Source organism: Pseudomonas sp. AB6, assembly GCF_034314105.1.
In the GTDB taxonomy this organism is placed as follows: domain Bacteria; phylum Pseudomonadota; class Gammaproteobacteria; order Pseudomonadales; family Pseudomonadaceae; genus Aquipseudomonas.
Window position 1 is genome coordinate 1,959,456 of the sequence record NZ_JAVIWJ010000001.1, and the last position, 20,509, is coordinate 1,979,964.

General features: G+C 55.4%; 20 protein-coding genes. All 20 read right to left on the reverse strand.

From position 1 onward, the window contains the following. Nucleotides 1-3: 3 nt before the first annotated feature. Nucleotides 4-498, reverse strand: coding sequence for a flagellar basal body-associated protein FliL (gene fliL / locus RGW60_RS09325; RefSeq protein ID WP_322204040.1), 495 nt, complete (start codon nucleotides 496-498; stop codon nucleotides 4-6). Between the two features lie 128 nt (nucleotides 499-626). Continuing rightward, complete coding sequence (locus RGW60_RS09330) at nucleotides 627-2,072, reverse strand: flagellar hook-length control protein FliK (protein ID WP_322204042.1); 1,446 nt, start codon at nucleotides 2,070-2,072, stop codon at nucleotides 627-629. Nucleotides 2,073-2,143: 71 nt separating this feature from the next. Continuing rightward, nucleotides 2,144-2,452, reverse strand: coding sequence for an Hpt domain-containing protein (locus RGW60_RS09335; RefSeq protein WP_322206881.1), 309 nt, complete (start codon nucleotides 2,450-2,452; stop codon nucleotides 2,144-2,146). Nucleotides 2,453-2,533: 81 nt separating this feature from the next. Beyond that, nucleotides 2,534-4,240 carry a fused response regulator/phosphatase gene (locus RGW60_RS09340; RefSeq protein ID WP_322204044.1) on the reverse strand — a complete coding sequence of 569 codons (1,707 nt, stop codon included), beginning with the start codon at nucleotides 4,238-4,240 and terminating at the stop codon, nucleotides 2,534-2,536. 3 nt (nucleotides 4,241-4,243) lie between these two features. Further along, nucleotides 4,244-4,549: an STAS domain-containing protein gene (locus tag RGW60_RS09345; RefSeq protein ID WP_322204046.1), complete on the reverse strand. Its 306-nt coding sequence runs from the start codon at nucleotides 4,547-4,549 to the stop codon at nucleotides 4,244-4,246. Nucleotides 4,550-4,654: 105 nt separating this feature from the next. After that, entirely contained in the window at nucleotides 4,655-5,104 is a 450-nt protein-coding gene (fliJ, locus tag RGW60_RS09350) for a flagellar export protein FliJ (protein ID WP_322204048.1), read from the reverse strand. Nucleotides 5,105-5,106: 2 nt separating this feature from the next. Further along, on the reverse strand, nucleotides 5,107-6,468 hold the full coding sequence (fliI, locus tag RGW60_RS09355; protein ID WP_322204055.1) for a flagellar protein export ATPase FliI: 1,362 nt from the start codon (nucleotides 6,466-6,468) through the stop codon (nucleotides 5,107-5,109). Beyond that, the gene (gene fliH, locus RGW60_RS09360) at nucleotides 6,458-7,300 is read right to left on the reverse strand and encodes a flagellar assembly protein FliH (protein WP_322204057.1); all 843 of its coding nucleotides are present in this window, start codon (nucleotides 7,298-7,300) and stop codon (nucleotides 6,458-6,460) included. Before fliH ends, fliI begins: the two co-directional genes overlap by 11 nt. A 10-nt stretch (nucleotides 7,301-7,310) precedes the next feature. After that, a complete protein-coding gene (fliG, locus tag RGW60_RS09365; protein ID WP_322204059.1) occupies nucleotides 7,311-8,330 on the reverse strand; it encodes a flagellar motor switch protein FliG in 1,020 nt (339 codons plus the stop codon). Beyond that, nucleotides 8,323-10,107: a flagellar basal-body MS-ring/collar protein FliF gene (gene fliF / locus RGW60_RS09370; RefSeq protein WP_322204061.1), complete on the reverse strand. Its 1,785-nt coding sequence runs from the start codon at nucleotides 10,105-10,107 to the stop codon at nucleotides 8,323-8,325. The genes fliG and fliF overlap by 8 nt, the downstream gene beginning before the upstream one ends. Before the next feature lie 14 nt (nucleotides 10,108-10,121). Further along, nucleotides 10,122-10,448 (reverse strand): flagellar hook-basal body complex protein FliE, encoded by a 327-nt coding sequence (fliE, locus tag RGW60_RS09375; protein ID WP_322204063.1) that lies wholly within the window; start codon nucleotides 10,446-10,448, stop codon nucleotides 10,122-10,124. 202 nt (nucleotides 10,449-10,650) lie between these two features. Further along, the gene (locus tag RGW60_RS09380; RefSeq protein WP_322204065.1) at nucleotides 10,651-12,075 is read right to left on the reverse strand and encodes a sigma-54 dependent transcriptional regulator; all 1,425 of its coding nucleotides are present in this window, start codon (nucleotides 12,073-12,075) and stop codon (nucleotides 10,651-10,653) included. Further along, on the reverse strand, nucleotides 12,075-13,289 hold the full coding sequence (locus tag RGW60_RS09385; RefSeq protein WP_322204067.1) for a sensor histidine kinase: 1,215 nt from the start codon (nucleotides 13,287-13,289) through the stop codon (nucleotides 12,075-12,077). Before RGW60_RS09385 ends, RGW60_RS09380 begins: the two co-directional genes overlap by 1 nt. A 121-nt stretch (nucleotides 13,290-13,410) precedes the next feature. Next, nucleotides 13,411-14,886: a sigma-54 dependent transcriptional regulator gene (locus RGW60_RS09390; RefSeq protein ID WP_322204069.1), complete on the reverse strand. Its 1,476-nt coding sequence runs from the start codon at nucleotides 14,884-14,886 to the stop codon at nucleotides 13,411-13,413. A gap of 167 nt (nucleotides 14,887-15,053) precedes the next feature. After that, nucleotides 15,054-15,350, reverse strand: coding sequence for a flagellar protein FliT (locus RGW60_RS09395; protein WP_322204071.1), 297 nt, complete (start codon nucleotides 15,348-15,350; stop codon nucleotides 15,054-15,056). 25 nt (nucleotides 15,351-15,375) lie between these two features. After that, complete coding sequence (gene fliS, locus RGW60_RS09400) at nucleotides 15,376-15,756, reverse strand: flagellar export chaperone FliS (RefSeq protein ID WP_322204073.1); 381 nt, start codon at nucleotides 15,754-15,756, stop codon at nucleotides 15,376-15,378. A gap of 130 nt (nucleotides 15,757-15,886) precedes the next feature. Continuing rightward, entirely contained in the window at nucleotides 15,887-17,314 is a 1,428-nt protein-coding gene (gene fliD / locus RGW60_RS09405; RefSeq protein ID WP_322204076.1) for a flagellar filament capping protein FliD, read from the reverse strand. 87 nt (nucleotides 17,315-17,401) lie between these two features. Continuing rightward, entirely contained in the window at nucleotides 17,402-17,767 is a 366-nt protein-coding gene (locus tag RGW60_RS09410; RefSeq protein WP_322204078.1) for a flagellar protein FlaG, read from the reverse strand. 74 nt (nucleotides 17,768-17,841) lie between these two features. After that, nucleotides 17,842-18,924 (reverse strand): flagellin, encoded by a 1,083-nt coding sequence (locus tag RGW60_RS09415; RefSeq protein WP_322206882.1) that lies wholly within the window; start codon nucleotides 18,922-18,924, stop codon nucleotides 17,842-17,844. Nucleotides 18,925-19,195: 271 nt separating this feature from the next. Next, on the reverse strand, nucleotides 19,196-20,383 hold the full coding sequence (locus RGW60_RS09420) for a flagellin (RefSeq protein WP_322204080.1): 1,188 nt from the start codon (nucleotides 20,381-20,383) through the stop codon (nucleotides 19,196-19,198). Between the last annotated feature and the right edge of the window lie 126 nt (nucleotides 20,384-20,509).

The following is a 20,509-nucleotide window of genomic DNA, read 5'->3' on the forward strand; positions in this document are numbered from 1 at the left end:
GTCCTACTGCAATACGAAGTTGGTGAAAAGCAATTGTTCCACTACGACTTTACCGACTTCTTTCTGCGCCACTTCCTGCACACTGGCAAAGGCTTTTTGCCGCAACAGCTCTTGTCCGATCGGCTGAGTCAGCGATTCGAATGGCTGACCGGAAAACAGCATGACAAGGTTGTTGCGGATGACTGGCATATGGACTTTCAATGCATCCAAGTCAGCCTGATTTCGGCCCAGCAAGGTAATGCTGACTTGCATATAGCGTTGACGGCCACCTTGATTGAAGTTGACCACAAAGGCAGGGGCCATGGGTTCGTAAATAGATGGGAGCCTGACATCGGCCGCTAGCGCCGCATCGGCAGGCTTGGCTTGCGACTTGTGCAGAAAAAACCACGTCGCGCCTACCGAAATACCGACTGCCAACAGCAACCCAAAAATCACCAGGAGAATGAGCTTGAGTTTGCCTTTTACGGCGGGGTCTTTAACTTCTTCGCTCTGCGCCATGCCAATAATCCGTCACTATTCGGGGAGTTCTTAATACGTGACGGAAGAAGAGCAAGTGTTATGCCAGATATACGAGAGCTGTTGTCTAGGGGGCATCGCGGCAGTGGGCGAAACCGCTGCCGCGACAATCAAGCGTAATAATCGACCTGGCTAGTGCCAATGACGGTCATCGGTTGACTTGTGACAGCCACATCTTGAATTGCGCCGTCGTCATGCCCATCATTGCGGTCAGAGCCCATACTGGCAACGCCGCCACTGCTCTGCCCATGGTTTGCCTGCTGTTGGTTTTGACCTTGGCCCTGCCAACCCCGTGACTGATCAAATACACTCACATCGACCTGACCCAAACCTTGCTGAACAAACGAATCTCGCAATTTGGACATCTGTCCTTCCAGCGCTTCGCGCACGCCAACATGCGCGCTCATAAACGTGATCTGCGTCTGCTGGTCCGCAGCCATGTTGATGCGAATATCCAAACGACCCAGCTCAGCCGGGTCCAATTGGATATCTGCAGATTTCAAGTTCTGGCTAGACAGGTACATAACTCGATCCACCACGGCCTCACTCCATCCACTCTGGTGCATTGCTAGCGGTTGGTTCAATGGCGACGCCCCCGTGACAGCTACCGTCTTAGGCTGCACCGCTTGACTCAACGCTGCCAAGCGATTGGCGAAATCATCGATTCGCGTATCAGACGCCACACTTTTAGTGTCTTTCAAACCCTCCTCGATCAGCCCCTTAAAAGCTCTGTCACCGCTTCCAGTGCTGGCGCTATCGGCAGCCAGTGGCTGCGCAGGAACTGCCAGGTTATTGGCGACTGCCAACAACGGGTCAGCATTAGCTTGGGTGGCTGACGTTTTCTTGTCAGCAGACGTCGAGGTTGCACCCTCCGTGGCACTAGTAGTGGTCGTCGCAACTTTAGTATTAAGCTGCACAGCAACTTGTACGGCGGCCAATCCCGCTAACGGGTCCGATGCAGGGTTGAAAACAGGCGCGGTTGCTGGCGTTGATGAGCCAGTGGAACTGACAGAACTTGCAGAGCTTACCGGGATTGCTGGCGGCGCAACTACCAGTGCAACCATGGTCGCCGGGATTTCAATGGGCGGCGGTACGACGGCAACAAGTAGCGCAGGGTCCGGGACGGGCGGCGCAACGGCGGCCGCAATCAGCGTTGGATCAGCAATCGGAATAACGGGCGCAGCGGCTTGCGCCAAAGGATCAGGCGCCTTGTCTTTCGAATCATGACCAGCAGCGCTATTGGACGCATCGTTCTTTTTGCTGACGTCGCCGGCAGGCAACTGTTTGCCGCTATCGGCAACCGCTGGCTTGGAGCCGGCAGATTTGGTGTCCGGCGCAGGCTTGCTGTTGGCGGCTACAGTTTTGTCTTTTACCGGCTTTTGGCGAGTCTCATGGATCACCGCAGGCCTTGGACTCGCCTGTTTGGCGTAAACGTGAGCGAAGCTGGGCGTGCTGTCCTTGCCGGTCTCAACGGGTTTCATCACTGGGGTGGCGACCGCCGGTTGGGATTTGGCTACAGGAGTAGCCAACAGAAGAGGATTAGGGGCAAGGGGCATGGCGATCTCCGTACGGGCGCTAGTACAAAGACACTAAGCAAACGACGGGCCAGCTTTCTGTCCGGCTCTGATTATTCGGTGTACCGCTTGCGCTCTTCACTGAATAAACGGCGAACGGTGGCGAATTCGCGCGCTATCTTACTCACCCACTCCGGCGCGTCATCAATTTCTCCACGTAAGGTGCGCTCTTCAAGCTGCCCACACAGTTCAGCAAGCCGAAGTGCACCCATATTCCCGCAGCTGCCCTTGAAGCTGTGCGCGGCCATGCCCAGTGCTTCCAGGCAAGAGATCCGTGCCAGGAGCGCACGCTGCAACTGCACTAGCCGCTGCTCTGAATCATCGAGAAAGGTATCGATCAGTATCGGGTATTCACTTTCCATTACGTCTTGCAAATTACTCAATACACCGTAGTCCACATGAATGACTGCCACTTGTTCGCTCCTTGATCAAGAATCGGGGAATTATGCCTGAGCCCCCCAGGAAAATTCCACGCATGCCGTGCGCCCGTCCTCAGACCAATGGCAATGTTGACTTAACTTACGCACCAGATCGAGACCGCGTCCCGAAAGCTCATGGTCATCTGCCGATAACGCCATTACACGGTTGACGTCAAACCCTTCGCCACTGTCTTCGATGCGAACACTCAACTGGCCACCGGTTCCTCGTGGCACAACACGCAAATGCAGGCGTACATAGCCGTCTTCAAGATGGGACAAGCGGCTATTACGCTCTCGGTAATATTCGGAAAAACCCGTGGCATCGCGCTTGAGCCCGGAGTCGAGTCCGAGCACCCCATGCTCCAACGCGTTGGTATATAACTCCGCCAGCACACTATAAAGCGCTCCACTTTGACTCCGCAGCCCATGCACCTCCAACAGCAACTGCAACAAATAGGGTAGCGGATCGAATCGTTTCAAGGTCGCCGCGCGGCATTCAAAACTTACGGACCAGTCCAATGGGCTTGACTCGCCACTGTCGGAGTAGGTGACGATTGGGCAGCCCAGCAACCCGGGCTCGACTAAGGTGATTTCGACCATGCTTACGTCATCCCGAACGTCTCCACGGAAATCACTCAACGCCTGCTGAATTTCATCGATCAGCGCATCGGGCTGACGATTGGCGGCAAATACGCGGTTAAGGCGTTCTACACCAAACAGCCGGTCATCCACATCGCTGGTGTCAAGTACACCGTCCGACAGTAGAAAAACCCGGTCGCCTATCTCCAGCGGATGGACTTCGGTCTTGTCGTCAAAACGGCTAGGGTCTAACACACCCAGCGGCAGGTGCCGCGATACTAAAGGCGTGCGCCGCCCTGTCGCAACGTGATGCAGGTAACCGTCGGGCAAGCCACCGTTCCAAACTTCGACTTGATGCAGGTTGAAATTGACGCTTATCAACGTCGCGCAGCAAAACATGTCCACCGGCAAAATTCGCTTGAGCTTAGCGTTCATCTCTCTCAAGGTTTGCGCCAGGCCGTAGCCTTTGGCGGTCATCCCATAAAACACCTCTGCCAATGGCATCGCGCCGACAGCGGCGGGCAGACCATGACCGGTGAAGTCGCCTAGTAAAATGTGCATGTTTCCGGCCGGCGTATAAGCCGCGAGTAGCAAGTCGCCGTTGAACAGCGCGTAAGGCGACTGGAGATAACGAATATTCGACGCATTCAGGCAGCCGGAGTGCGCAACCTGATCGAAGACCGCCTTCGCGACCCGCTGCTCATTAAGCAAATAATCGTGGTGCTTGGTGATTTGGTCGCGCTGCCGCAGCACTGTTTCTTGCAAGCGCCGCAAGCGGTCCATGGCGTTTATTTTGGCGGCAAGGATCACTTGATTGTAGGGCTTGGCAACAAAATCATCGCCCCCCGCATCAAGGCAACGCGCCAACGCTTCGCTTTCGCTCAGCGACGTCAGGAAAATAATTGGCACCAAAGACTCGCCCGCCATGTGCTTGATTCGGCGCGCTGCTTCGAACCCGTCCATGACCGGCATCAAGGCGTCCATCAAGACCAACTGTGGACGTTCCCTTTCAAAAACATCCACCGCTTCTTGCCCGTTGCTGACACTGATTACGCGATGGCCCTGCCGCCGAACGATGGTGGTCAGCAGCAGGCGATCACTGGCATTGTCGTCAGCAATCAAAATGCACAAGCTTTCGGCTACGCCGGTCATCAGTCAGGCGATCTTGAAGAGTTTGGAAAAGTTGGAGATGGTCAGGATGGTACCCACGTCCTTGTTGCAATTGATCAGACTTATCTTTGAGTTTTCTCCGCCGGCATGGTCACGCAGGAGCAGCAACATGCCGAGTGCCGAGCTGTCCAGGTAACTGGTGTCCTTAAGGTCGACCACAAAACGCCGCGGCGTGCCTTCAGACCCTTCATAAGCCCCACGAAAGTCTTGATGCGCGGCGAAGTCAAAGCGGCCCGTGATAGTAATGGTCAGCTCTTCCCCGTCACGGGAGAGCTCGGAGGTAACGGACATGGTTGAATTCCTTCGGTCAGCTAGGGGCGCAATACAAAAAGGCTTTTAGCATTTCTAACGACCTTGCAGCAAATTCCATATCTAGCGGCAACCACGAACCTGGCGCTATAAGGAGTCGTGGCGGGGCAACCGCTGGGACAATTCGTCGAGCAATTTCTGCTCACGTTTGTCCTCCAATTGCCGAGCCTCGTCGATGTAGCGTTGCACTAATTTTCGCAGACCTTCTACCCGCGCGTAGCATTGCTGCCAAGCGCCGCGCGCTTTATCGAGGTTTGTTTGGTGCCAGGTCAAGCTTTGCCGCTGCTGAGACACGGCCGTTTCCAGTTGGTTGAGGAAGTTCTGATAGTTCATTAGCCATTGCCCTGAGACGCCGGTCGCACCCTTTTCAATCCACTGCATTTGGTAGTCAGTACGGAAACGCTCAAGGTCACCAAGCTTGGTCAGCGCTAACTGGACCTGCCCCTGAAAATGCCCGAGACGCTGGACCGCTGCGCGCTCGGCTTTTTCCGCCATGTCGACCACCGGTGCCAAACGCACTGCACGGGGCTGAGCCATGACTAGCCTCCGCCGGCAATAGGATTAAACACCGCCGCCAGCTGCGCGCCACTTTCTTGCAGGCTTTCATTATCATCTAGCCCTTGGCGCAGGTATCGCACCAAGGCGGGCTGCAGGGAGATCGCCATGTCGGTTTCACGGTCGCCGCCTGCCACGTAGGCGCCGACGCTGATCAGATCACGGCTCTGCTGGTAACGTGACCACATCTGCTTGAAGCGCTGTGCCTGCTGCATGTGCTCTGGAGTGACTACCGAAGGCATAACCCGACTGATGGACGCTTCGATATCGATGGCCGGGTAATGACCTTCTTCGGCCAACCGCCTGGACAGCACAATGTGCCCATCGAGCACGCCCCGTGCCGCATCCGCGATGGGGTCTTGCTGATCATCGCCCTCGGACAACACGGTATAGAACGCAGTGATCGATCCACCGCCCGCCTCTGCATTACCGGCGCGCTCAACTAGTTTGGGCAGCTTGGCAAACACCGACGGTGGATAGCCTTTGGTGGCGGGCGGCTCACCGATGGCCAGCGCAATTTCACGCTGGGCTTGCGCAAATCGAGTCAAAGAGTCCATTAACAGCAGTACATTTTTGCCTTTGTCACGGAAATATTCGGCAATTCGCGTGCAATACATAGCCGCCCGCAGCCGCATCAGCGGCGCATCATCAGCAGGCGAAGCAACCACCACCGAGCGCTTGAGGCCTTCTTCGCCAAGAATATTTTCGATAAATTCCTTGACCTCGCGACCGCGCTCGCCAATCAGGCCAACCACGATGATGTCGGCCTCGGTAAAGCGGGTCATCATTCCCAACAGGACACTTTTACCGACACCCGTACCCGCAAACAAACCCAGGCGCTGGCCACGGCCGACCGTCAATAATCCGTTGATGCTGCGAATGCCTACGTCCAACGGCTGGCTAATAGGGTCGCGCTTGAGCGGGTTGATAGTGGGGCCATCCATTGGCACCCAATCTTCGGCTTTCATGCCGCCCTTACCATCGAGTGCACGGCCTGCGCCATCGAGTACCCGACCCAGCATGCCGATGCCCATAGGCAAGCGACCGGTATCGGCCAACGGCACAACGCGGGCCCCGGGCGCAATGCCCGCGACGCTGCCGACGGGCATCAAAAATACCTTAGAGCCGGAAAACCCCATGACCTCGGCTTCGACCTCTACCGGGTGATGGCTGTCGTCGTTGATAACAACACAGCGACTGCCCATGGCGGCGCGCAGGCCTTCGGCTTCCAGGGTCAAGCCGACCATCCGCAATAAACGCCCTTCCACCACCGGCTGCGTTGCCAATTCTATGGCATCGGTGTAAGAGCTCAAACGCTTGCCGAAGCTGGTCCGCTCAAGATACATCGCGGGCTTCTGTATTAACCAAGGGCTCAACAGGCGGCTCGATAACAGCCGGATCAACGCTGGTAAACGCTGGAACCGCGTCGAGATCAATACTCACGTCGGCCGCTGCCGGATGCAGCGCTTGATCGTGCAACTGGTCGAACATCTTCGCCAGCGCTTGGGAAATACGAGTTTCGATGGTGGCGTCAATTCGACTGAATTCAGTTTCAACCCGGCAGCCTCCGGCCTCCAAGGTATCGTCTTCAACGATGCGCCAAGTTTCTTCGTGGCGCTCGCGCAACGCCTTGACCTGCTCGAAGTCTTGAGGGTTGATGAAAATTCGAATGTTTTGCGCGCCCATGGGCAACAACTTCAACGCGTCACGCAGGACCCGGCCGATTTGGCGGGAGTCAGTGACCAGTTCGCGCTGAATGACCTGACGGGTAATGTGTCCAACCAGCTCGATCAGGGATTTTTCAATCTGCGAGTCCTGCTCGGCAATCGGCTCAAGCAAATGAGTCATCAAGTGTTCAAGGCTGTCCAGTTTGGCGGCCAGGGCGACTTCGGCTTCGTGCCGGACTTTGAGTTGCGTGCTGTGGAAGCCTTCCTTTTCGCCGGTCGCAAAACCTTCGTTATACGCCTCCTGGCGAATACCTTCCAACTCTTCGAGCGTCAACGGCTGAACTTCGTCCAGCGGCACTTCTTCCATTTCAGCAGGGGTTTGCAGAGCAGGTTCAGGGGCCGGTGGCGGCTCTTGATACGGGTCGAAGCTGGGCAGCGACCAAATATCAAAACCGCCCACGTCCTTGGCACGAATCAGTTCGCTAGGTGGCTCTTTTTTTGGAGTAAACATGTGTCGATCCTCAGATCATTTCTTCGCCGCCCTTGCCACCGAGAACGATTTCTCCGGCTTCGGCCATACGGCGAGCGATGGTGAGGATTTCTTTCTGGGCCGTCTCAACATCACTGACGCGCACCGGTCCTTTGGCCTCAAGGTCATCGCGCAACAGTTCGGCAGCGCGCTTGGACATGTTCTTGAAAATCTTTTCCTTGATGGCTTCGTCGGAGCCTTTGAGCGCCAACACCAGCACATCGGAAGACACTTCGCGCAGCAACGCTTGGATGCCACGGTCGTCAACATCAGACAGGTTGTTGAAGACGAACATCAGGTCTTCAATCTGCGTCGACAATTCGCCATCGATTTCGCGGATCGCGTCCATCAACTGGCCTTCAATCGAGCTGTCGAGGAAGTTCATTATATCGGCAGCACGCTTGATACCACCCAGGGTGGTGCGCGATGCATTGGAGTTGCCGGAGAACTGCTTCTCTAGAATCTGGTTCAATTCTTTGAGGGCCGCAGGCTGCACTGTATTAAGCGAGGACACGCGCAAAATGATGTCTAGGCGCACTTTTTGATCGAAGTGACCCAGCACTTCACCGGCTTGGTCCGGGTCCAGATAAGCCACTACAATCGCCTGAATCTGCGGGTGCTCGTAGCGAATGACGTCAGCAACGGCTCGAGGCTCCATCCATTTAAGGCTGTCCAGCCCGCTGGTATTTCCGCCCAACAGGATGCGATCGATGAGGCCGTTGGCCTTATCCTCACCAAGAGCCTGGGTGAGCATTTTGCGAATGTAGCCGTCGGCACCCACGCCAAGGCTCGTCTGGTCACCGACGATTTCGACGAATTCGCTCATGACTAGTTCAACTTCCTCGCGGTGTACATTGCGCATTTGCGCCATGGCAACACCGACCCGCTGAACCTCTTTAGGACCCATGTGCCGAAGCACTTGTGCTGCGTCGGTTTCACCGAGGGAGAGCAGTAAAATCGCGGCTTTGTCTACCCGTGTCAGTTTTGTGGGAAGCGCTCGAGTCTCACTCATCTGCATTAATCCACTCTTTCACGACCTGAGCCACACGGCCCGGGTCTTCAGCAACCAGACTCTTGATCGCATTTAATTGCGCGTCGTAACCCTCAGTCGGGCTAGGCAACATTATGCTTTGCGGGCCACCGAGGCTGACGCGGTCGTTGGCCAGTTCGCCACCTAGACCGCCCATGCCGCCAAGCTCGGCATCACCATCAGAACCAAGCTGTTGTCTGCTCTTGCCGCTAGTGATGTTGTTGAGCACTGGCCGCAACACGCCAAACACCAACACCAGAATAAACAGCACGCCTAACACTTGTTTGACGATGTCCCAAAACCAGGGTTGTGAGTAAAACGCGATATCGGGAATCACTTCGCCACGATCGGGGGCGAATGGCACGTTGACCACGCTTACGCTGTCGCCACGGCTGGCGTTGAAACCAACCGCGTCTTGTACTAATCGGGTAAAGCGCGCCAACTCATCGGCATTCCACGGTATGTGGGTGACTTCGCCCGTCTTGGCATCGACCTTGGACTTATCGTCCACCACCACGGCAACGGACAAGCGATTAACGCGACCCTGCTGCTGCTTGGTATGGCTGATGGAACGGTCCAGTTCGAAGTTTTTGGTGGACTGTTGACGCTTGTCTGCCGGGTAAGGAGCAAGCATTGGCTGGCCGGTCGCCGGGTCCATGATTTGCTGGCCATTGGCATCAAGCAACGGCTGGCCTGGCTGAATCGATGCGGTGGCGGAACTGCTCGCCGCACCAGCGGCTTGTGGCGCAGTCGCCGGGCCTGGCGGTTGATTGCTCAGGGCCCCGGGAACACCTGACGATCCTGAACTGGACGTGCGCTGTTCGCTGACCGATTGCTCGCTGCGTAAGGCAGGTTGATCCGGGTTGAAACTTTCAGCGGTGGATTCAACGGCGCTGAAATCTACGTCAGCAGACACTTCAGCCTTGTAACGGTCATTGCCCAAAATCGGCTGCAGGATGCTTTGCACACGCTGTGTCAGCATACTTTCCATGCGACGACTGTAATCAAACTGCTTGCCGGCCATGCTCAATTCGGAGTTCTGGTTCTGATCGGACAACAGCGTGCCCTTCTGATCGACCACAGTGATTTGCGATTTGCTCAATTCAGGAACGGCAGTTGCCACCAAATTCATGATCGCCAGCACTTGGCCTGGCTCCAGTGAGCGGCCAGCATACAACTCGATCAAAACCGAAGCGCTTGGTTTACGCTCATCTCGAACAAACACAGAGCTTTTGGGAATCGCCAAATGCACCCGCGCACCTTTGACGTTGTTCAAGCTGGAGATGGTCCGCGCCAGTTCACCTTCCAGACCACGCCGATAACGCGTGGCCTCCATGAACTGGCTCGTCCCTAGTCCTTGGTCTTTGTCGAGAATTTCGAAGCCGATGTTACCGTCGCTTGGCGCAACACCGGCACCGGCCAGTTTGATCCTGGCGCGCTGCAAATCGTCGGACCTGACCAACAAGGCGCCGGAGCTTGGCTCGACAGTGTATGGAATATCCGCTGCGGACAGGGTTTCCATGACCTGTTTGGTATCCATGCCTGCAAGGCTTGCGTACAGCGGTTTGTAATCAGGCTGTTGCGACCAGAGCACCACGGCAAAACCGATCGCCACACTGGCTGCCAGACCGACCATGAGGCCGACCTGGCGCAGCATGGTCATTTCGGCAAGGTTCTCCAGAAAAGACAAACCAAACAAAGGCGACTTGCCCGCAGCGCCCGACTTAGCGGGCAGGTTGTCGCCGACTGATTCAGCCATGACTCAAATCGTCCTTAAACCGGCATCTGCATGATGTCTTGATACGCTTGAACCAGTTTGTTACGAACCTGGGTCAGCGCGGTGAACGACACGCTGGCTTTTTGCGAGGAGATCATCACGTCGGTGAGGTCTATGCCGCTTTTACCGACTTCGAAAGCACTTGCCAATTGATTGGAGGCTTGCTGGGTATCGTTCACTTTGTTGACCGCCTGGCCGAGCATGTCCGCAAAGCTGCTAGTGCCTACAGCTGGAGTGCCTGCAACCTTCGGCATCGACATGGCATCCATTTGCATGGAACGCATATCCAACATCAAGCGATTAAATTCAACACCTTGGCTCATGACGTCTCTCTCAAAGGGGCCGCAGATTTTTGACACTCAGTGAGCGGTTATCTAAGACTTAGCAACAAGAGTGCCAGATGAGTAATGGCCTTTTGGCATGAAATGCATTGAAGACGATTGAGCTGCCAAATTCTCCTTCAACGGCCAAATCGGCTAACCGCCTCGTCGCCATAAAACAATGCCAACCCACGCTTTTCTGGATTCAAGCGAATAAATACGCTTCGACATCCATCCCGGCATCTCGCATTTGGGCCAACTTGTAACGCAAGGTCCGAGGACTGATGCCCAGCCGTTCGGCAGCCTCTTTGCGACGACCGCGTTCAGCGCGCAGAGTGTCGATAATCATTTGAAACTCACGACGCCGCAGGTCGTCACCCAGCGCACCGGCGGACTCGCTTGCAGGCGGATCGGGTAGCGAACCTTCCAGTGAGGTACGCGCCACCACAAGCAGCCGAGGCTGAGTGGGTACGCCCAACGCCGGCATCGGCGACGCCGTTATCGGACCGGCCAAGCAGAAGTCTTGAGCCTGAATCACTCCGCCCTGTTGCAGTATCAATGCGCGTTGAATCGCGTTGTCCAATTCACGCACATTGCCCGGCCACGGGTAGCTGACCAAGCATGCCTGAGCGTCCGCCGACAATCGAACGCCGGCATGCTTCATTTTATTGACGTGTTTAGACAGCAGCCGCTCAGCCAGCGGCAGAATGTCGGCGGTCCGTTCCCGCAAAGGGCGCCACGCCAAAGGGAATACCGAAATTCGATAGTAAAGATCTTCCCGAAAACGCCCAGCCGCCACTTCGCCAGCGAGATCGCGGTTAGTGGTGGCCAACACACGGATGTCCAAGGTAATGGGCTTGCGCGCACCGACGCGTTCAACTTCTCGCTCCTGCAGGACTCGCAGCAGTTTCGCTTGCAGACCCAAAGGCATTTCCGAGATTTCGTCGAGCAGAATAGTGCCGCCTTCGGCCTGCTCGAACTTGCCGGCCTGCGCCGCTATAGCGCCGGTGAAAGACCCTTTTTCGTGCCCGAACAAAGTCGCCTCAAGCATGTTGTCTGGAATCGCCGCGCAATTAATCGCAATAAACGGCTTGGTGGCGCGAGTCGACTGTTGATGAATGTAGCGGGCCAGCACCTCCTTACCCGTGCCAGATTCGCCGGAAATCAACACCGTAGAATCACTGCGCGCCACACGCGCCGCCAAGTCCAGCAATTGCGCGCTGGCAGGTTCGGCAGCCACCGGCCCTTCACCGTCGACCGGCCCCGGACGTCCCAGTGCATGGAGCGCAACCAGTTCCATCAATGCTTTGGGCTCGAACGGCTTGACCAGATAGTCCACTGCGCCCTGACGCATGGCATCTACGGCACGATCAACCGTCGCGTGCGCCGTCATCAGCAATACCGGCAACTGCGGATGGCGACTGCGCAGCGCAGTCAACAATTGGTGGCCGTCCATGCCGGGCATGTTGACGTCACTGACCACCAAACTGAACAGCTCTTCGGCCGCCGCCTCCAGCGCTTCCTCGGCAGAACCGACCGCGCGAAAATCATGACCGGCCAGCAACAGGGTTTCGCCCAATGCTTCACGCAGCGACGGGTCATCTTCGACCAGTAATACTTTGATCGCCATCAGTTGAGGCCTGTAACGATGGCAGCGGGTATCAATGGCAGGGAAATAATCGCGCAAGTGCCACGGCCCGGACGGGAGAGAAACTGTAACTGCCCCTGATGCGCACGCGTCACTGCATTGACAACCGCCAAGCCCAAACCGGTACCGGTCGCTTTGGTGGTGAAAAACGGCTCGCCAATCCGTGCCAATGCCGCGGCATCAATACCGCTGCCGTTGTCACTGATGCAGACACGAAGGGTATCGCCGCGCCCATACAGGTGTATTTTCAAGCGGGCCTTACCGGCACTGGCTTGGATCGCGTTTTCAATCAGGTTGAGCAGTGCACCCACCAAGGTGTCGCGATTGCAGAGTAATTCGCCCTCAAGCGGATCGCATTGCCAGCGCACCGGCATATCTCGCACCTGATTCTGGGCCGACGCCTGCAAGGCTTGAAACAGCTGTTGCGGTGCAAGGCGGTCGGTCATCGGCAACTCACCGCGAGCGAACACCAGCATGTCGCGCACCTGATGCTCAAGCTCGTGCAAACGCTCTTTCAAGCGGCCGGCGAACCGCTGTTGAGTCGCCACCGGCAACTCTTGCTCAGTCAAATGACTGGCGTAGATCAACGCGGCGGACAGCGGCGTGCGAATTTGATGCGCTAAAGAGGCAACCATTCGGCCCAAGGATGACAGGCGCTCGTGGCGAGCCAGCTGCTCTTGCAAATGGCGGGTTTCAGTGAGGTCGGTCAGCAGCACCAACTGACCTGGTTCAGCGTCGAGTGAACGCGTAGCAATTGACAGTCGCCGCCCGTCTTTGAGCGAAACTTCGTGACCGTCATCGTCACGCGGCGCGAAACAACGACCGATCACTCGCCACCACAATTCGCCAACCAAGGGCTCGCCCAACAAATCGCCAGCCGCCGGGTTGGCTTCACGCACTCTGCCATGGTCGTCGATGACGATCACACCGCCGGGTAACAGCGACAACAGGTTTTGCAAACGATTGGCCAACAACTCTTTCTCAGCTAACTCCTGCATCCGCTGGGCGCTGACCACGGCCAGCTCGCCTTTCAGCTCGGCAACCCGCGCTTCAAGCAAACCGTAGGAATCACTTAATTGGTTCGACATCTGATTGAACAGCGAGAATGCCTGCTCAAGACCGGCCCGACTTTCTGCTTCTAGGGACGGCTGCGCTCCGAGAGGAACGGCAGAAGACAACTGGGCGGCCTGGGGCATAGTGATCTCTCGCATGGCGAACCGTCATTAAACGGTGTGTAGCCAGTGACCTAGCAATACCCATGCCGAAAAAAAACCCCTGTATATTCAGGGGTTTAGTTATCAGGCCAAAATCCGCGCGTCAATCATCTGCCTGCTCATCGCCATCACGACGGCTCATGCCGTACTTACGCATCTTTTCCACCAATGTGGTGCGGCGTATGCGTAGCCTTTCTGCAGCACGGGCCACGATGCCATTGGCGTCGTCCAGCGCCTGTTGAATCAAGCCCTGCTCAAGTCCGCCCAGGTAATCCTTGAGGTCTAAACCTTCCGGCGGCAACAGCGCGCTGGAGGCAAAATTCGGCGTGTGTCCATTGATAGCCACCCGCTCTTCCAGGTCACTGCGCAGGCTGTCAACTAACTGCTCGTCTTCATCATCGACGTAGCGAAACTTCTTGGGCAGCTCAATAACACCGATGACTCCGTAGGGGTGCATGATCGCCATACGCTCTACGAGGTTTGCCAGTTCCCGGACGTTACCCGGCCAAGGGTGGCGGCAAAGCGACATGATGGCGGCGGAATTGAAGCGTATCGAGCCACGCTTTTCATGCTCCATGCGCGAGATCAGCTCGTTCATCAACAGCGGAATGTCTTCTACGCGCTCACGCAGCGGAGCCATTTCGATTGGAAATACGTTCAAGCGGTAATACAGGTCTTCACGGAACGTTCCGACCTCAATCATGCTTTCAAGATTTTTGTGCGTTGCAGCGATGATTCGCACGTCAACACTTTGAGTCTTGTTGCTGCCGACGCGCTCAAATGTGCGTTCTTGCAGAACGCGCAGCAGTTTGACCTGCATGGGCAGCGGCATGTCGCCAATTTCATCGAGGAACAACGTACCGCCATTAGCCAGTTCAAAGCGCCCGGCACGGCTGGTAATCGCACCGGTAAAGGCGCCCTTCTCGTGACCGAACAATTCGCTTTCGAGCAACTCTGCGGGGATCGCACCGCAATTGACCGGCACGAATGGCGCGTCGCGGCGCTTGGAGTGATAGTGCAAATTACGTGCAACCACTTCCTTGCCAGTTCCAGACTCGCCGAGGATCAGCACGCTGGCGTCGGTATCCGCGACCTGCTGCATCATTTGCCGAACATGCTGAATGGCGCGACTGGTGCCTACCAGACTGCGAAACAGGTTCGGCTCACGATGACGACCGCGCTCCCGGGCTTGGTCGTACATTTCACGATAGACCTGGGCGCGGTGCAGAGAGTCCAGCAGCTTGCTGTAGCTCGGGGGCATTTCCAGGGTAGACAGCACTCGCCGACGCAAGTCATCCGGGAGGTCAATAGAGCCCACTTCTCCCATTAACATCACAGGAAGGAACTCATCCCACCCAGCGAGTGTCTTAAGCAGCCCATGGAGAGTACTAGGTGCGCTCACAGCGCCAACCAGCACGCACAGGACTTCGCGGGTTGAGGCAAGAGGAGTAACCACCTGCTGCCAATCCTGGCTTGAACAGGCTAAATTTTCTTCACCAAGAAAATTTAAAATAACCGCCATATCACGGCGGCGCTGGCTATCGTCATCAATTAGTAGAATCTTGATTTCACGCCACATGCAATAGCAACTTCCCTAGTCAACTCAATGCCCATGAAATAAGGCAGCTTGGCGTCTAAAGCCCGTATGACAATTTAGACGTCAGAAAATGGTAAGCATCACTAGTTAAGTCAAAAAACCATACACTGTCAAATTTATGGCGCACTACTTTTCGATCCACCCAGCTTTCAGCCGAACAGATGGTAAACCTTTGTCGCGTTTTTGGCATGCTGGATCTGCGTCATCTCGTCGACTATCGCTTGACGCTCACCCATGGCGACCTCAAGCAGTTGGCGATAAACCCCTAGCAACTCTTCCAAATTACTGCGCACCGCCGTTTCGTCGAGCGGACTTTCGCTGATTACGTCATCGACACAGGCGCGGCACGCCAAGTCCAATTGACCGATAGCATTCCAGTCGCGCTCTGCCAGCGCACCGACCAAGGCTTCACGGGTTTGTTCGATACGCTGCAATGCAAGACTCATGGTGCTTCCCTCAAACAGCAGGCAGTTAGACCGCAATTGCATCCCAGCCATCTTTGACCGTGCGCAGCAGGTCAGTGACTTCATCGAGAATTTTTGGGTCATCTTTTATATTGGCTTCGGCCAAGCGAGTCATCATGTACATGTACAGGTTGTCCTGCGGCCCCAGCAATTGCGCTGAGTTGTGCATGTCCAAACCTTCGCGTAAGCCACCAACAATGTCTATGGCCTTCCCGATCAGCATGCCTTTGCCTGCGGTGTCCTTACGCTCCATGGCGCCCTTAGCCTGGGCAATACGGTCAAGGCCGCCTTCCATCAGCATTTGTACCAGACGGTGCGGACTGGCTTCAGATGTTTGGGCCTGCGCGCCAATTTTCTGATACTGCCGTAGAGCTAACATCGGATTCATGTTCTGCCTCATCACATCTCAAAATGGGTATAAAAGGCTATCGACGCAGCGTGCCGAAACTTTAGACTTCAAATGAAAAACCCGGCATGCGGATTGAACGCAGCCGGGCTTTTTCTTCAAAAGCGAACGATCAGGCTTTTGTCCCGTTCAGCGAGGCAAAGAATGCGGTAATGCTGGTTGCAGTGGCTTTGAGCTGACCAACGATCAAATCCATCGCGTTATATTTCGCGGTCAACTGAGCTGTCAGGCTGGCTGTGCGCGTGTTTAGCGCGGTCTGCCGAGCAGTCAGATCCCTTTGCTCAGAGTTCAAACTGGTAGTACGAGTAGCGAGAATACCGCCCGGTTGTGTGTAAGGCGTGAGGACAGCGGCCATACGTGTCAGCATACCGTTGACGCCTGGTGTACCATCGGCTTTGGGCGTTCCGGAAAACAGGTTCTGAACCTGACCACCCAGATTTTTGTCGTTCATCGCTGATGTAAATTTGGCGGTATCCAAGCTCAACGTCCCATCGGCTTGAGAAGTCTGAATACCCAGCTGCGACAGCACCGACAGCTTGCTGCCCGGCCCAGGCGTTACCAACACGCCCCTAAGAGAGGCAATTAGCGAGCGTGGCAATGGATCGTTCGCCATCGCGCCACCATCGCCCACAGTCCCGTTAGCCGCAATTGCACCAGGCGCTGTCAGCGTATTAATGGTTTTGGTCAACGCGTTGTAGGCACTGATGAACGTTTGCAGGGATGTCTGCAGCCCGGAAGTGTTAGTCGCGACGGCTACCGTTGAAGTTGCACCTGCACCCACCAGCAGTGTCATGCTGATCCCGCTAATAGGGGTTACGGTATTGGTGGCGCTGGACACTGCCAAGCCGTCAACGGTAAATTTCGCGTCCTGAGCAACTGCCCCGATATAACCGGCACTGCCTGAACTGCCATCCATCAACGTAGTGCCATTGATGACCAGCCCCGCAATACCACTGGTACTGAGGTCGCTGCCAGCGCCGGAAGTGGTTGAGCCCAGCACCAGACGAGAGCCATTGGCATCGGTCACGATGTTGGCTGTAACTCCGTTGCTTTTAAGGGTCGAGTTGATGGCATCCCGCGTTGACTGAAGCGTTGAGCCATCCGGAATAGTAACTTTATAAACAGTGCCATTTTGACTGATGTTCAAAGTCCCAGTCGGAATGGCACTGGATGCACCGCCAGAAAATGATGCGCTGGCGACTTTCGATCCAGTAGCCAGTTGCTGCACAGCGATAAGGTAACTGCCACTCACCGCCGTGTTATCCGACTTGGTGGTTAAAGTTGCCGGGGTCGATGAAGTAGCAGAAAAACCGGTAAACGCTGGAGCACTGGGATTGCTAAGACCGGTCAGGGCGGTCTGGAAGGTCGCCATTGCGCTTTTCAGCTGACTAACGCCTGAAAGCTTAGCCGTCACATCAGCGGTTTGAGATTTGATCTGCGTCGTATCGGCAATCGTGTCAGAAGCTACCAATGCAGACACAATCGAGCCAATATCAAGGCCTGAACCAAGGCCAGTGCTGGTAGTAATTGGACTTGCCATGTAGATGGATCTCCTTTCTTTTTACGTACGACAGTCTTTTGACCACTGTGTGGTCAACAGAACTTAACAACACAATTCATGCCAGCTTTATGCTTTGCCGTTGAACAACACGCTGCTCGCATTCTTCAAGCTGTCTGCGAGCTTCAACACTTCTTCCGAAGGGAGCTGCCGGACAACCTCGCCGGTTTCACTGGCAATTACTTTTACCACGATCTTGCCGGACCTTTCGTCGATAGAAAATTTCAGATTACGTTTGGTGGCATCCACAAATTTTTCAATCTGCTGGACGGCCTGCTTCAATTTTTCCGTGTCGGTGCTTTTGTCTGCGTGCACTTCTGCAACAGTAGCGTCCCTTGTAACGACGACCGCAGACGTCGCAGCAGATTTAACAGCGGCCGTAGTAACGGGCACGGGGGTGGGGTAAGTCGAGTTCAGCTTAACGCTCATATCCATGTCCATCACCTCCCTAAAACTAAAAAAGCGAGAAAGCACGTAAACGCACTCCCCCGCCAAAACTCATTCCGAAATTACTGAAGCAGTTTCAGTACAGCGGAAGGCAGTTGGTTAGCCTGAGCCAGAACTGCAGTGGAAGCAGACTGCAGTGTTTGCTGCTTGGTCAGGTTAGCTGTTTCAGCCGCGAAGTCGGTGTCCTGAATACGACCCAGTGCAGCGGTAGCATTCTGGTTTACGTTTTGCAGGTTACGGATGGTGCTGGCTAGACGGTTCTGCGAAGCACCCAGGTTGGCACGTGTGCTGTTGATGGTAGCCAGTGCAGCATCGATCGCGGTGATCGCGTTGTCGATGTTGCCGCTAGCGGTACCCGCAACAGAAGCAGCAGACGCAACCGAAGCAGAAGAGGCGTTTCCGGCGACTGCAGCAGATGAAGGAGAAGAAGCAGTAGATGCTGAGGATGGAACAGCAGCGACTGAAGCACTAGTAGCAGTAGATGCTACGGAAGGAGAACCAGCGTTAGCAGCCGCAGAAGGAGAAGAAGCAGCAGATGCAGCAGATGCAGCAGATGCTACGGAAGCTGAAGACGCTACAGCCTGAGTATCGGAAGTACCCGAAACAGAGACGGAGGCGCTGGCAACAGACAACGAGGCGGCGTCGAACTTGTTACCCAAGGCCAGGTTAATGTGGTTAGCAGAGCCGGTTTCAGAACCGACTTGCAGGATCAGGTTACCCGCTGAGCCGTCCAGCAAATTCTTGCCGTTCAAGCTGGTGCTTGCAGCGATACGGGTCAATTCGTCAGACATTTGACCGAATTCAGCGTTCAGAGCCACACGGTCCGAGCTGCTGTTACTGTCGTTTCGTGACTGAACCGACAATTCACGCATACGCTGCAGAATGTTGGTCGATTCTTGCAGCGCGCCTTCAGCGGTCTGCGCCATCGAGATACCGTCGTTAGCGTTTTTAATTGCTACAGTCTGGCCACGAATTTGGCTGGTTTCACGGTTAGCAATCTGCAGGCCGGCAGCGTCATCTTTAGCGCTGTTGATTTTCAGGCCGGAAGACAGACGAGTCATCGCGGAGGTCAGTGCGTCAGACGCTTTGTTCAGGTTGTTCTGTACTGCCAAGGAGGCAATGTTTGTGTTTACGCCTAACATAATGAATTCCTCATCGATTGGGGTAATGCGGCTTCCGGCCCTGGCAACCGCCGGGTTGGCTAGAGAACCTTCATGATGGTTATCGTCGAGACAGCACGGACCTTGAGGGGTTTTTTAAAAAATATTGCCATTACCCTGACATCCCTACACTTGTCGGGGGCTGCAGCGCTATTTGCCTCGTCGTCCATTACCGGTTCAAACCATCAATTTCCAATCTGTGAGGCCTGACGTCCCAAAAGGACGCCAGGGTTGAAACATATCCGAAGACGTTTTTTTACTGAAGCAACTTCAGAATGGCGGCCGGCAATTGATTGGCTTGCGCCAAAATCGCTGTGGACGCTTGCTGCAGAATTTGCTGCTTAGTGAGTTCGGCGGTTTCTGCGGCGTAGTCGACATCCTGAATCTGCCCCCGAGAAAACGTCGCGTTATGCACCATGTTGGTCAGGTTCGAGATGGTGCTGGTCAGGCGGTTTTGCTTGGCCCCCAACTCGGCGCGGGCGCTGTTGATTTTTTGCAGCGCCGCGTCGATCGCTTTAAGGGTTGAATCCAGGTTGTCGGAAATGGCCTTGTCGATTAAGGGCTTCTTCTTATCCAGGTCAACTTTTAGTGCTGCGTCGGCCACGTTCTTCTCCTCTTGGGCAGCTGCGACTTCGGCTAACTTCGCCTCATAGGCAGCGGCGGCTGGGTCAGGCGCTGGGGGGGTGCCGCCAGGCGGGGTGACGGCTGGCGCGGGCGGGATGGGCAACGCGGCCAGCTCCTCCCTCAGGAGGTCCAGCGCCTTGGTTTTGTCAGCAACAGCGGCCTCCAGCACATCATCGCCCGTGGTCTTGCGACTGCCTTTCCCGTCGATTGAAAACGCCGTGTACTCACCCGCCACGATGCCCTTGGAACCGGTGGTAGTAGCGTCTTCCTGGACCCCAGCGACATTTTTAGCCGCCACAAACAATGACTCTGAGGAAAAGTCGTCGGACAGCGAGAGACTGATCTTCTCGTTAGAACCTGCGTTAGCCCCGACTTGAAAGGTCAAGGTGCCCGCACTGCCGTCCATTACGTTCAAATCGCCACCGAAGGTCACGGACTTAGAAGCCCGGGTGAGTTCCTCCAGATTTTGTTTGAACTCGGCATTAAGGGCGATGCGCTCTTTGGGACCGTTATTGCCGTTTTGAGACTGAATCGTTAACTCGCGCATCCGCTGCAACTGGCTGGCTGATTTGTCCATCGCCCCTTCGGCGGTTTGAGCGATAGAGATGGCGTTGCCTGCGTTTCGGATGGCAACGGTCATGCCTCGAATTTGCGTGGTTAGTCGACTGGCAATCTGCATCCCGGCTGCATCGTCTTTAGCGCTATTAATGCGCAAGCCGGAAGACAAGCGGGACATGGTGGTGTTCACCGAATCAGAGCTCTGGCTCAGACTGTTCTGAACCGACAATGAAGCGGTATTGGTGTTGATAGTTAAAGCCATAGTGATTTCCTCAGATAACGATTGCTGGCGTTCAAAAGCGGGCTGCATCCGGCATGCCCTGAACACCTACAAAGTGTTTATCGGAAGAATAACAAGTGGCTTTAATGTGCTTTTTAAGATTATTTT

What these genes read in the sequence shown, in the direction of transcription:
- fliL (WP_322204040.1), bottom strand. Translation starts at nt 498, where the DNA reads ATGGCGCAGAGCGAAGAAGTTAAAGACCCCGCCGTAAAAGGCAAACTC.
- RGW60_RS09330 (WP_322204042.1), bottom strand. Translation starts at nt 2,072, where the DNA reads ATGCCCCTTGCCCCTAATCCTCTTCTGTTGGCTACTCCTGTAGCCAAA.
- RGW60_RS09335 (WP_322206881.1), bottom strand. Translation starts at nt 2,452, where the DNA reads ATGGAAAGTGAATACCCGATACTGATCGATACCTTTCTCGATGATTCA.
- RGW60_RS09340 (WP_322204044.1), bottom strand. Translation starts at nt 4,240, where the DNA reads ATGACCGGCGTAGCCGAAAGCTTGTGCATTTTGATTGCTGACGACAAT.
- RGW60_RS09345 (WP_322204046.1), bottom strand. Translation starts at nt 4,549, where the DNA reads ATGTCCGTTACCTCCGAGCTCTCCCGTGACGGGGAAGAGCTGACCATT.
- fliJ (WP_322204048.1), bottom strand. Translation starts at nt 5,104, where the DNA reads ATGGCTCAGCCCCGTGCAGTGCGTTTGGCACCGGTGGTCGACATGGCG.
- fliI (WP_322204055.1), bottom strand. Translation starts at nt 6,468, where the DNA reads ATGTATCTTGAGCGGACCAGCTTCGGCAAGCGTTTGAGCTCTTACACC.
- fliH (WP_322204057.1), bottom strand. Translation starts at nt 7,300, where the DNA reads ATGTTTACTCCAAAAAAAGAGCCACCTAGCGAACTGATTCGTGCCAAG.
- fliG (WP_322204059.1), bottom strand. Translation starts at nt 8,330, where the DNA reads ATGAGTGAGACTCGAGCGCTTCCCACAAAACTGACACGGGTAGACAAA.
- fliF (WP_322204061.1), bottom strand. Translation starts at nt 10,107, where the DNA reads ATGGCTGAATCAGTCGGCGACAACCTGCCCGCTAAGTCGGGCGCTGCG.
- fliE (WP_322204063.1), bottom strand. Translation starts at nt 10,448, where the DNA reads ATGAGCCAAGGTGTTGAATTTAATCGCTTGATGTTGGATATGCGTTCC.
- RGW60_RS09380 (WP_322204065.1), bottom strand. Translation starts at nt 12,075, where the DNA reads ATGGCGATCAAAGTATTACTGGTCGAAGATGACCCGTCGCTGCGTGAA.
- RGW60_RS09385 (WP_322204067.1), bottom strand. Translation starts at nt 13,289, where the DNA reads ATGCCCCAGGCCGCCCAGTTGTCTTCTGCCGTTCCTCTCGGAGCGCAG.
- RGW60_RS09390 (WP_322204069.1), bottom strand. Translation starts at nt 14,886, where the DNA reads ATGTGGCGTGAAATCAAGATTCTACTAATTGATGACGATAGCCAGCGC.
- RGW60_RS09395 (WP_322204071.1), bottom strand. Translation starts at nt 15,350, where the DNA reads ATGAGTCTTGCATTGCAGCGTATCGAACAAACCCGTGAAGCCTTGGTC.
- fliS (WP_322204073.1), bottom strand. Translation starts at nt 15,756, where the DNA reads ATGAATCCGATGTTAGCTCTACGGCAGTATCAGAAAATTGGCGCGCAG.
- fliD (WP_322204076.1), bottom strand. Translation starts at nt 17,314, where the DNA reads ATGGCAAGTCCAATTACTACCAGCACTGGCCTTGGTTCAGGCCTTGAT.
- RGW60_RS09410 (WP_322204078.1), bottom strand. Translation starts at nt 17,767, where the DNA reads ATGGATATGAGCGTTAAGCTGAACTCGACTTACCCCACCCCCGTGCCC.
- RGW60_RS09420 (WP_322204080.1), bottom strand. Translation starts at nt 20,383, where the DNA reads ATGGCTTTAACTATCAACACCAATACCGCTTCATTGTCGGTTCAGAAC.